Source organism: Rhodovulum tesquicola (genome assembly GCF_024128855.1).
GTDB lineage: Bacteria > Pseudomonadota > Alphaproteobacteria > Rhodobacterales > Rhodobacteraceae > Rhodovulum > Rhodovulum tesquicola.
This window is the reverse complement of the sequence record NZ_JAMYDV010000019.1, coordinates 39,540-50,226: the sequence shown is the minus strand read 5'-3', so window position 1 is coordinate 50,226 and position 10,687 is coordinate 39,540. Positions and strand designations below refer to the sequence as shown.

The window sequence follows — 10,687 nt, the reverse complement described above, 5'->3', positions numbered from 1 at the left end:
GATGGCGGGCATCGCGACCGGCGCGCAGGAACAATCCGTGGGCCTGGGCGAGATCAATGTGGGCGTGACCCAGCTCGACCAGGTGACCCAGCAGAACGCGGCCATGGTCGAGGAGGCCACCGCGGCCGGTATGGCGCTGGACCAGGAGGCCGAGGCGCTGGAGCGGTTGGTCTCGAGCTTCCGGGTCAGGCGCGGCGCCGGACCCGCAACGCAGCCCATGCCCGGGCGCAGCGCCCGTCCGGATGACTGGTCCTCGGCCCGCGGCGGGGCAAAGGCGCGTATCCGCGCCCGGAACGTCCATGCCGCGGAGTGACGTCCGCTCCGCCGGGCCGCACCATATCCGCCGGGCAGACGCTCTCCAATCCTGACCCGGAACCGGCGGGCGCTCCTCCTCCTTCGGCCCGGGCCTGTCCCGACGGCCTGCCGCATCGGGTGCCGGTCGTCCGTGGGATGGGACCGAGCGGGACCGGGGCATTTCGGGACGGTGCAGGAATGCCACAGGCGCCGGGGCGGTCGGCGAATTGACACATGTCTGTCATGGGGCCGGGTTACCCGATGCTGAAACGAAGGACGTCCGGGGACGTTCATGACATCAAGGGACCGAGGCGCTGCCCGTGACGGTCGACATCGCTCACAGCCTGCCCGATAGCCGGGCGACTGGCCCGGTTCCGTTTCCGCCCGCCGCGGCCGGGCCATTGCGCATCCTCATCGTCAGCGATGCATGGCAGCCCCAGGTCAACGGCGTTGTCCGAACTTACGAGAACCTGAACGCGCGCCTGCGCGCGGCCGGTGACGAGGTGCAGGTGATCGGTCCGGTGGCCTTCCCGGGCGTTGCGCTGCCCTCCTATCCCGAGATACCGCTGGCGTTGCCCTATTACCGGCGGCTGGCGGGCATGATCGAGGATTTCGCGCCGGATGCCATCCACATCCCGGTCGAGGGACCGCTGGGCTGGATGGCGCGGCACTGGTGCCGTGCCAATCGCGTCCCGTTCTCCACCGCCTTTCACACCGATTTCCCGGCCTATGTGGCGCTGCGCAGCCCCGGCGCCCTGCGCAGCGCGGCCGGCGCGATGACCGTGGCCGCCATGCGCCGCTTCCACGCCCCCGCGCATCATGTCTATGTCGCGACCGCCGCGCTTGAGGACAAGCTGCGGAACTGGGGATTCGACAACCGCTTCGTGCGGCTGTCGCGCGGGGTGGATCTGGGGCTGTTCCATCCCGACCCGCCGCGGCCCGAGACCTCGGAACCGCCGGTCCTGCTCTATGTCGGTCGGCTTGCACCCGAGAAGAATATCGAGGCCTTCCTCGCCCTGCCCGGCCCGGCCCGCAAGGTCGTGGTGGGCGACGGCCCGCTTCTGCCCGCGCTGCGCCAGCGCCATCCCGAGGTCGATTTTCGCGGCACCCTGACCGGCCAGACGCTGGCCGACGCCTACCGCGCGGCGGATGTCTTCGTCTTCCCCTCGCGCACGGACACGTTCGGGATCGTCGTCATCGAGGCGCTGGCCTGCGGCATTCCGGTGGCCGCCTATCCCGCGCTCGGCCCGCGCGAGATCGTCGGCGCCGATCCGCGCCTGGGTGCGATCGACGAGGATCTGACCGCAGCGGTCGCCCGCGCGCTGGCCGCACCGGGCAGCCGCGCCGATCGGCACGACCATGTCCGCGCCCATTACAGCTGGGACGAGGCGGCGCGCGTCTTCGCCCGCCACTGCGCGGAGCTTGCAAGATGAGCCCCGCCGCCGCCCCCCGCCGGGTGCGCAGCGTCTTCGTCTCGGACCTGCATCTGGGCTACAAGGGCAGCGATATCCGCGCGCTGAACGCCTTCTTGCAGGCGCATGAATTCGACCATCTCTACCTGGTGGGCGATGTGCTGGACGGGTGGAAGCTCGAAAGCCGCTGGCACTGGACGCAGGATTACAGCACGCTTGTCGACCTGCTGCTGGACCGGCGGCGGCGGCGCGTGCGGGTCACGGTGCTGACCGGCAACCATGACGAGAAGCTGCGCGAAATCCTGGCGATCCTTTTCCGCCCGCTGGTGCTGCGCCGCTACGGCATCCGGCTGGATGAACGGATCGTGCATCGCGCGGGCGACGGGCGGCGCTATCTGGTGATGCATGGCGACCAGTTCGACGGCGCGCTGATCCGGGGCACCTCGAAACTTGCGGATCGCGCCTGGTCCTGGCTGGGCGAGAAGGCGCTGGTGCGGCCGCGCGCCGAGACAACGCTGGTCAAGGGGAAGCGCAGGCGCTGGTCGCTGGGCAAGGCCGTGGCGACCAATGCGCTGACGCTGCTGGGCCGGTATACGGATACCGCGTTGCGCCGGGCGGCCGAGGACGGGATGGACGGGATCATCTGCGGGCACAGCCATGTCCCGACGCTGGTCCGGCGCGAGGGGCTGCTGTTCGCCAATTGCGGCTCCTGGACCGGCGCGCGGCGCGCGGGCGAGAGCCATACCGCGGTGATCGAGGCGCTGGACGGGGCGATGGAGATGGTGGCCTGGCCCGCGATGCGCGCCGCGCCCGGCGACGCCTCGACCCGTTGCCTGTCGCCCGAGCGTCCCGGTCTGTGCAGCCCCGATGCGGCCCGGCTGGTGCGGCTGATCCATCGGCTCTGGGCGCCGGTGTCCGACGGGCTGGCCGAGCCGGTGGCGGTTGCGTCTCCCGCCCTGCCGCGATCCCGGGACATCCCCGTGCCGCCGACCTGAGCAGGCGGGGCAGGGTGGCCGGCCCCATCCCCGGTCAGGCCGCGCGCCAGGCCTTCCACAAGCGCTTCCACCGCCGCGACAGATCGCGCGCCCTGCTTGCGAAAAGCCGCGTCGCAAGCGCCTGCGCCTCGGTTTCGAGCACGCCCTGACGTGCCGCGATCCGCGCGCGCAGCGCATTGCGGACCTCCTCGCCCCCGGGCGGATCGGCAAGCCCCGCAAGCCAGGCGTCCAGCACCGCCAGATCGTGGTGATCGCCCAGGAACTCGGACAGACTGCGCACCTCGTCCGCGCGCCGGTCCATCGGCGACGGATCCAGCGGCTGCAGCAGCCGGGTGTGATACCAATGGTATTTCACCGCCTTGCGCCAGTCGTGGATCACGGCGGTCTCGGGCGTCTCGGCGGCCAGGCGCCGGTCGCGGCGTGCGCGGGCGAACACCTTCTCCAGCCCCGGCCGCATTGCCTTGAACCCTGTTTCGGTCAGGCTCCAGCCCTCGGCGCGCGCGCGCAGCGCCACCAGATCGGCGCGAAAGGCGGCCAGATCGGCGGCCACGTCGCTGCCCGCGACCGCGCCGTCGCGCACCGCGATCAGGTGATCGCGAAGCGGCGCCAGCCCCTCGGCGCCGGTCGCCTCCGCCAGCTTGTCCACCGTCTCGACCATGCCTTCGAAATCGCGCAGCCCCGACAGCCGCCGCGCCGCGTCGCGGATCGCGGCATTCTCGGCGGCATAGTCGGGAAAGCTGGCGCGCACCAGCCGGATCAGCCCGCGCAGCCGCTTGGCCCGCTTGCGCACCTGGTGGACCTTGTCGTGCAGGTCCATCGCGGCGTCGTCGATCTCGGCAAGTGCCGCGTCGACCTCCTCGACCGCGATGCGCCGCAGCGCCTCTTCGCAGGTCTCGTCCGACTGTTTCAGGCGATAGGCCATGACATCGTCCCGTCGTCCACGCTTATCCACAATCCGCAGCGCTACCCGGATCATATGTCATTTAGTTAACGCGCGCGCAGAACCAAGGAGGGACCGGCTCCCGGTCGTCTCGCCGATACCGCCCGCGCCGGGCCGGGCGCCGGTCATCCCGCGTCACCGCGTGCGGCGGGGGGGCGTGTCGCCGCCCTTGGGTTTGCCCTTCCATGTGCGCCGCGCCCCCGTCGCGGGCCGATCCATCCGCTTGGAGGTGTCGCTGGCACCGGGCCGGGTCCTGGCGCTGCCGGTCTCTTCCTTCCGCTCCGCCCGCTCGGGTCCGCGCGTGTCGGATTTCGGCCTTGCCGCATCCCATTTCTGCGTCGGGTTGCGGGGCTTGCTCGGGGCGGCGTCGTCCTTCGCCCTGCCGGCCTTCGGGCCGGGCCGGTCCATCCGCTTCGGGCCGTGCTGGCTGCGGGATCCGGCCCTGTCGCCGGTCGGCGCGCCCTTCGGCCCCGTCCCGCGCGTCGCGGCCCTGGACCCGTCGCCCTTCGGCGCGGCATGGCGGGGTTTGCGGGGCTTTGCATCGTCGGTCGCCCGTGCCGGTGCGGCGGGCGGCGCAGCGGGTCGGGGCGCTGCTGCAACGGGTTTCGGCGCTTCCGCGGCGGCCCGCACCGGGCGCGGCGCGGCAGAGACCGGCGCGGGTGCCTTCCGCGGCGGGCGCGGGGCGCTGGCCTCCTTGCGGGGCGGGCGGCCCTGGCCCGGGGCCGGGCGGGGCGGGCGCATGTCCTCGACCGTGCCCTCGACCTGCCTTGCGGTGATGTCTTCTTCCAGGATTCCGGCGGGACCAAGCCGGTCGATCAGGCCCGGCGCGGCGGGTTCGGCGATCTCCACGAGGGTCGTCTCGGGCAGGATGCGGATCCGGCCGATCTGCGTCTTGTCGAGATCCCCCGCCCGGCACAGAAGCGGTAGGATCCAGCGCGCCTCGGCCCGGCGGTTCTGCCCGATCGACAGCTCGAACCAGGCCGAGGGGCCAAAGGGCGCCCGTTCCGCCCGTTCGGTTCGGGCCGGGGCCGCGTTCAGTTCTTCGGGGGCGGAAAGGCCCGCGCGGTAAAGCCTCAGGCAGGCGGCCGCGATCTGCTCGGGGCCATGCTCGGCCAGCAGTCTCGCGGAAAAGGCGGCTTCGGCCTCGGACGGGGCGTCCTCCCAGACCGGATCGGCCAGCAGGCGGGTCTCGTCGAGCGCCAGGATCTCCTCTCGGCTGGGTGCTGCGGTCCATTCGGCCTCGATCTTCGCCCATTTCAGCAGCCGCGTGGCCTTGGCGGTGACCCGGTCCGGCACGATCAGCGCCGAAATCCCCTTGCGCCCGGCCCGCCCCGTCCGGCCCGAGCGGTGCAACAGCGCCTCGGTATTGGTGGGCAGGTCGGCATGGATCACCAGGTCCAGATTGGGCAGGTCGATGCCGCGCGCCGCGACATCGGTCGCCACGCAGACCCGCGCCCGGCCGTCGCGCAGCGCCTGAAGCGCATGGCTGCGTTCGTCCTGGCTCAACTCGCCCGACAGGCTGACCACCGGCAGGCCGCGATTGGCCAGCCGCGCGGCCAGCCGCGCGACCGCGGCGCGCGTGTTGGCAAAGACGATGGCCGTGGGCGCATCGTGAAAGCGCAACAGGTTGATGATCGCGTGATCGGAATCGGCGGCGGCGACCTGCACGACCTGATAGGCGATATCCGTGTGCTGCGTCCCGCGCGACAGGGTGGTCACGCGGACCGCGTCGCGCTGGTAGGCCTTGGCCAGATCCGCGATCGCGGGCGACACGGTGGCCGAGAACATCAGCGTGCGCCGCTCGGCCGGGGCCTCGCCCAGCATGAATTCCAGATCCTCGCGAAAGCCCAGATCCAGCATCTCGTCGGCCTCGTCCAGCACGACGGCCCGAATGGCGGACAGATCCAGACTGCCCCGGGTGATGTGATCGCGCAGCCGCCCCGGCGTGCCCACGACGATATGGGCGCCCCGTTCCAGCGCGCGGCGCTCCTCGCGCGCATCCATGCCGCCGATGCAGGACACCACCCGCGCGCCCGCCCTGGCATAGAGCCATGCCAGTTCCCGCTGCACCTGCAAGGCCAGTTCCCGCGTCGGCGCCACGATCAGCGCAAGCGGCGCACCCGGCAGACCCAGCCGCACCTCGTCCCCCATCAGCGTCGGTGCGATGGCGAGGCCGAATCCCACGGTCTTGCCCGACCCGGTCTGGGCCGAGACCAGCAGATCGGCTTCGGCCAGTTCGGCGGCCGTCACGGCCTGTTGCACTTCGGTCAGCGTGTCGAACCCGCGCTCGGCGAGGGCTTCGGAAAGGGTCGGGATCATCTGGGAAACATCCGTGCGGCCAGGGCGCCAGCATGGCGCGGCAAGGCAATATGGCTAGGGTCTTCGGGCGCACATGTCCAGACTTATCCGCCCCCGCACCCCGCAACGTCGCGCCGCGCGGCCATCGACGGATCGGGGGGCGGCGCTATCGTCTGCGCATCGCGGCAGGCGAAAGGCAGGACGATGCACGATTTCTATTCCGACACCCAGACCCGCCCGACACGGGCGATGCGCGAGGCCGCGCTTGACGCACCCCTTGGCGACGAACGCCACGACGCGGATCCGCCGACGCTGGAGCTCTGCGCACGGGTGGCCGGGATGCTGGGGATGGAGGCGGCGCTGTTCCTGCCCTCGGGCACGATGTGCAACGAGATCGCCATCGCCGTCCACACCCGCCCCGGCGACGAGGTGATCTGCACCCGCGAAAGCCACATCATCTTTGCCGAAAGCGGCGGACCTGCGGCGCTGTCGGGGGTGATGATGCACCCGATTGACGGCGAACGGGGCATGCTGACGCCCGAACAGCTGCAGGCCGCCATCCGCCCGCGCTCGGCCCATGCGCCCCGCTCGCGCCTGCTGGTCGCCGAGCAGACCGCGAACCTTGCGGGCGGCGCGATCTGGCCTCTGGATCAGTTGACCGCCGTGGCACAGGCGGCCCGCGACGCCGGGCTCGCGACGCATCTGGACGGGGCGCGTCTGCTGAACGCCCAGGTCGCGACGGGAATTCCCGCGGCCGCGTATGCGCGCGGCTTTGACAGCGCCTGGATCGCCTTCACCAAGGGGCTGGGCTGCCCGGTCGGCGCGGTGCTTGCGGGCTCGCGCGACTTCGTGGCCGAGGCCTGGCTTCTGAAACGGCGCTGGGGCGGGGCCATGCGCCAGACCGGCGTGCTGACGGCGATGTGCCTTTACGCGCTGGACCATCACGTCGCCCGTCTGGCCGAGGATCACGCGCTGGCCCGCACCATCGGCGCGCGCCTGGCCGGGCTGCCCGCCATCGCGCGGGTGCTGCCGGTCGAGACCAATATCGTCATCGCCGATCTGGCCGAGCGCGCGCCCGATGCCCGGGAAGCCGCCCGGCAATTGCGCCAAGGGGACGTGACCGTCACGGTCGTCGGCCCAAGGCGCCTGCGCATGGTCACGCATCTCGATGTCGGCCCCGCCGATGCCGACGCGCTGGTTGCGGCGATCGGCGCGCTCGGCTGACCTCAGCCGGTCGGCCGCCCCGCCTCGGTCGCGCGGGCCACCTCGTTCAGTTGCCCGGTGCGCACGTCATAGACATAGCCGTAGATCGGGATCGCGGGGTTCACCAGCGGATGCGCCCGGATGCGCATCACGTCCTCGATCACCGCCGCCTCCTGGTCGCGGATCGTGTGCCATTTGACATAGCGCCCCTCGGGCGAGCCGCCGGGTTCGGAGGCATTGCGAAAGCCGCTTTCGGTCAGTTCCGCCGTCTCCAGCGACCCCGCCAGCAGGTCGCCCATCGTGGCATCGTCGAAGAACAGCATGCCGCAATCGGTGTGATGGATCACGAACCATTCCCGCGTGCCCAGAAGCTTGTGACTGATCACCAGCGACCGGATCGCGTCGTCGGTAGCGCGCCCCCCTGCATTGCGCACGACATGGGCATCGCCCTCGGACAGACCCGCATATCTCGCGGGATCAAGCCGCGCATCCATGCAGGTCAGTATGAGAAAGCCGCGCGCTGGCGGCAGGGCCAGATCGCCCTTGTCAAAGCTGGCGGCATAGGCCGCGTTGGCCTGTTCGACCTCGGTTTTCGTGCTGGACATCCGATCCTCCCTGTTCGCTGCAAGGAACGCTACCACGAGAGCGTCCGCCATGGGCAAGATGGATTCGCGGTTCGGGTCGGTCCCGGCCGGGCGCAGGACCATTCCGGGGCTTGCGCAAGCCCGCCATGGCTGGGAACCTGCATGCGTCCCGGCCTTTCGTGGCGCGGGCGGCAAAACGGGGCGGGCATGGCAGGGCAGGGCGACTCATCGGCGACAGCGCTGCGGGGCAGCGCGCCCGAGGTTTTCATGGCCTTCCTGAAGCTGGGACTGACCTCCTTCGGCGGGCCGATCGCGCATCTGGGCTATTTCCGCGAAGAGATCGTGATCCGGCGGCGCTGGCTGTCCGAGGCCGCCTATGCCGACCTGGTCGCGCTCTGCCAGTTCCTGCCCGGCCCGGCCTCCAGCCAGGTGGGCTTTGCGCTAGGAATGATGCGCGCGGGCTGGGCGGGGGCGCTGGCGGCGTTCCTGGCCTTCACCTTGCCCTCGGCGGTGATCCTGCTGGTTTTCGCGCTGACGGCTGCGGCCATCGCGGGGCCGGTGGGCGGCGGCGCGCTGGCCGGGCTCAAGATCGTGGCCGTGGCCATCGTGGCGCAGGCGGTCTGGGGAATGGCGCGCAACCTCTGCCCGGATCGCGCCCGCGCGGCCATCGCGGTCGGGGCGGTGGCGGTGCTGGCCTTCATGCCGGGCGCTGTCGGAATGGTCGCCGCGATCGGCCTGGGCGGGCTTGCCGGGCTGGCGCTGGGACGCGGCGCGGGGACAACGGGCGGCGGGCATCTGGCGATGCCGGTGTCGCGCGGGGTGGCGCTTGGCGCGCTTTCGGTCTTCGGTGCGGCGCTGATCCTCCTGCCGCTGGTCGCGGGCCATCACCAGGCATTGGCGGTGATCGACGCCTTCTACCGCGCGGGCGCGCTGGTCTTCGGCGGCGGCCATGTGGTCCTGCCGCTGCTTGAGGCCGAGACGGTCGCGCCCGGCTGGGTGTCGCCCGATGCCTTCCTTGCGGGCTATGGCGCGGCGCAGGCGGTTCCGGGGCCGCTGTTCACCTTTGCGGCCTATCTGGGTGCGGTTCTGGGGCCTGCGCCGAACGGCATTGCGGGGGCCGCGCTGGCGCTCCTGGCGATCTTCCTGCCGGGCTTCCTGCTGCTGGTGGGGGTGCTTCCGTTCTGGGACCGGTTCCGCGCCCTGGCCCCGGCGCAATCGGCGATGCAGGGGGCCAATGCGGCGGTGGTCGGCATCCTCGCGGCGGCGCTCCATTCCCCGGTCTTCACCGGCGCCATCGGCGATGGTCGCGATTTCGCCCTTGCGCTGGCCTGTTTCGTGCTGCTGGTCAGCTGGAAGGCCCCGCCCTGGGCGGTGGTGATCCTGGCGGCGGCAGGCGGCGTGGCGCTGGCCTTTCTCGGCTGACCGGAGCCGCGCCCGGCCATTGACAGCACGGGCCGCATCTGTATAAGCGCGCCATCCCGGCCCCCGTGGCCGGGTCTTTCATTGGTGTTGGTGGCCCCCGCAAGGGGATGCCTGTCGGCCCCGGATCAGACCCGGGGCAAAGGACAACGCCCTTCATTGCCGCCCGCGGGCGGCGCCTGATTGAAGGAGATCAGCCGTGACCAAACGCACGTCTGCCAAGTACAAGATCGACCGCCGGATGGGCGAAAACATCTGGGGTCGCCCGAAATCGCCCGTCAACCGCCGCGAATACGGCCCCGGCCAGCACGGCCAGCGCCGCAAGGGCAAGCTGTCCGATTTCGGCATGCAGCTGCGCGCCAAGCAGAAGCTCAAGGGCTATTACGGCGACCTGACCGAGAAACAGTTCCGCCGCATCTATGCCGAGGCCGAGCGTCAGCGCGGCGATACCGGCGAGCTGCTGATCGGCCTGCTGGAGCGCCGTCTTGATGCGGTCGTCTACCGCGCCAAGTTCGTTCCCACGATCTTTGCCGCCCGGCAATTCGTGAACCACGGCCATGTCACGGTGAACGGGCAGCGGGTCAACATCCCCTCCTACCGCGTCAGGGAAGGCGACGTGATCGAGGTGCGCGACCGCTCCAAGCAGATGGCCGCCCTGCTCGAAGCCGTGCAGCTGGCCGAGCGCGACGTGCCCGATTACATCGAGGTGGACCATTCCAGGATGACCGCGAAATTCGTGCGCACGCCCGGCCTGTCGGATGTGCCCTATCCGGTCATGATGGAACCGAACCTCGTCATCGAATTCTACGCGCAGAACTGATCCTTCCGCGCAGCGAAACGGCCCGAACGGCCCGCCCCGGACAGGGGCGGGCCGTCTGCGTTGCGTGCCGCTTGCCAGCCTGCCTTGCGGGCAGTATCGCTCGGGCCGGACGCGCCGACAGAAGGGACTCGGGCAATGGCCGAAAAACCGGCTCTCGAACGCAATTTCGAACGCAGCCTGTTCGCCTCGCGCTGGCTGATGGCGCCGATGTATCTGGGGCTTGTCGTCTCGCTGGGCCTGCTGGCAATCGTGTTCCTGCGCGAACTGGCCTATTACGCGCCGCAGGTGCTGACCATGTCCAGCGACAAGGCGATCCTTGCGATCCTGACGCTGATCGACCTGACGCTGGCGGCGAACCTTCTGCTGATCGTGCTGTTCTCGGGCTACGAGAATTTCGTCTCGAAACTCGATATCGGCGAGCATGTCGACCGCCCCGACTGGATGGGCGCGGTGGATTTCTCGGGCCTCAAGATGAAGCTGATCGCCTCTATCGTGGCCATCTCGGCGATCCACCTGCTGAAACGCTTCATGGAGATCGGCCAGCAGGCGGCCGACGCCGTCTTCGGCAGCGAAGAACTGTTCTGGCTGGTGGTGATCCACATGGTCTTCGTGCTGTCGGGCGTGCTGATGGCGGCGATGGACTGGCTGTCGGCGCGGGCTAAAAAGGGGTAGCCGGGCTACCCGTTTTTCCCGCTGGCCTCGTCCCGGCCGCTCGGCTAGGG

Annotated in this window: 9 protein-coding genes and 1 pseudogene; 7 read left to right on the top strand and 3 right to left on the bottom strand. The window is 70.5% G+C overall.

All coding sequences use genetic code 11. The annotated features are described in order from the left end of the window. From NHN26_RS14065 to NHN26_RS14055, 3 genes and pseudogenes are all read left to right on the top strand, one after another. Positions 1–313: pseudogene (locus tag NHN26_RS14065) on the top strand (methyl-accepting chemotaxis protein); the annotation flags it as partial. Between the two features lie 301 nt (positions 314–614). Beyond that, positions 615–1,727 carry a glycosyltransferase family 4 protein gene (locus NHN26_RS14060; protein WP_253090036.1) on the top strand — a complete coding sequence of 371 codons (1,113 nt, stop codon included), beginning with the start codon at positions 615–617 and terminating at the stop codon, positions 1,725–1,727. Further along, the gene (locus NHN26_RS14055) at positions 1,724–2,701 is read left to right on the top strand and encodes a UDP-2,3-diacylglucosamine diphosphatase (RefSeq protein ID WP_253090035.1); all 978 of its coding nucleotides are present in this window, start codon (positions 1,724–1,726) and stop codon (positions 2,699–2,701) included. The genes NHN26_RS14060 and NHN26_RS14055 overlap by 4 nt, the downstream gene beginning before the upstream one ends. Before the next feature lie 34 nt (positions 2,702–2,735). On the opposite strand, the gene NHN26_RS14050 is transcribed toward NHN26_RS14055, so the two are convergent. Both NHN26_RS14050 and NHN26_RS14045 read right to left on the bottom strand, forming a co-directional pair. Beyond that, entirely contained in the window at positions 2,736–3,623 is an 888-nt protein-coding gene (locus NHN26_RS14050) for a CHAD domain-containing protein (RefSeq protein WP_253090034.1), read from the bottom strand. 153 nt (positions 3,624–3,776) lie between these two features. Further along, complete coding sequence (locus NHN26_RS14045; protein ID WP_253090033.1) at positions 3,777–5,960, bottom strand: DEAD/DEAH box helicase; 2,184 nt, start codon at positions 5,958–5,960, stop codon at positions 3,777–3,779. Between the two features lie 183 nt (positions 5,961–6,143). Here NHN26_RS14045 and NHN26_RS14040 point away from each other — a divergent pair, with 183 nt between their 5' ends. Next, a complete protein-coding gene (locus NHN26_RS14040) occupies positions 6,144–7,163 on the top strand; it encodes a threonine aldolase family protein (RefSeq protein ID WP_253090032.1) in 1,020 nt (339 codons plus the stop codon). A gap of 2 nt (positions 7,164–7,165) precedes the next feature. Here NHN26_RS14040 and NHN26_RS14035 read toward each other — a convergent pair whose 3' ends face one another. Beyond that, positions 7,166–7,747: a beta-class carbonic anhydrase gene (locus NHN26_RS14035; protein WP_253090031.1), complete on the bottom strand. Its 582-nt coding sequence runs from the start codon at positions 7,745–7,747 to the stop codon at positions 7,166–7,168. 186 nt (positions 7,748–7,933) lie between these two features. Here NHN26_RS14035 and chrA point away from each other — a divergent pair, with 186 nt between their 5' ends. The 3 genes from chrA to NHN26_RS14020 all read left to right on the top strand — a co-directional run bounded on the left by chrA (position 7,934) and on the right by NHN26_RS14020 (position 10,637). Then, entirely contained in the window at positions 7,934–9,148 is a 1,215-nt protein-coding gene (gene chrA / locus NHN26_RS14030) for a chromate efflux transporter (protein WP_253090030.1), read from the top strand. Positions 9,149–9,344: 196 nt separating this feature from the next. Continuing rightward, positions 9,345–9,965, top strand: coding sequence for a 30S ribosomal protein S4 (rpsD, locus tag NHN26_RS14025; RefSeq protein ID WP_253090029.1), 621 nt, complete (start codon positions 9,345–9,347; stop codon positions 9,963–9,965). Positions 9,966–10,100: 135 nt separating this feature from the next. Continuing rightward, positions 10,101–10,637 carry a TIGR00645 family protein gene (locus tag NHN26_RS14020; protein ID WP_253090028.1) on the top strand — a complete coding sequence of 179 codons (537 nt, stop codon included), beginning with the start codon at positions 10,101–10,103 and terminating at the stop codon, positions 10,635–10,637. Positions 10,638–10,687 lie beyond the last annotated feature (50 nt).

Excerpts from the sequence above, each read along its gene's own strand:
- NHN26_RS14055 (WP_253090035.1), top strand. The coding sequence starts at position 1,724 with ATGAGCCCCGCCGCCGCCCCCCGCCGGGTGCGCAGCGTCTTCGTCTCG.
- NHN26_RS14050 (WP_253090034.1), bottom strand. The coding sequence starts at position 3,623 with ATGGCCTATCGCCTGAAACAGTCGGACGAGACCTGCGAAGAGGCGCTG.
- NHN26_RS14045 (WP_253090033.1), bottom strand. The coding sequence starts at position 5,960 with ATGATCCCGACCCTTTCCGAAGCCCTCGCCGAGCGCGGGTTCGACACG.
- NHN26_RS14040 (WP_253090032.1), top strand. The coding sequence starts at position 6,144 with ATGCACGATTTCTATTCCGACACCCAGACCCGCCCGACACGGGCGATG.
- NHN26_RS14035 (WP_253090031.1), bottom strand. The coding sequence starts at position 7,747 with ATGTCCAGCACGAAAACCGAGGTCGAACAGGCCAACGCGGCCTATGCC.
- chrA (WP_253090030.1), top strand. The coding sequence starts at position 7,934 with ATGGCAGGGCAGGGCGACTCATCGGCGACAGCGCTGCGGGGCAGCGCG.
- NHN26_RS14020 (WP_253090028.1), top strand. The coding sequence starts at position 10,101 with ATGGCCGAAAAACCGGCTCTCGAACGCAATTTCGAACGCAGCCTGTTC.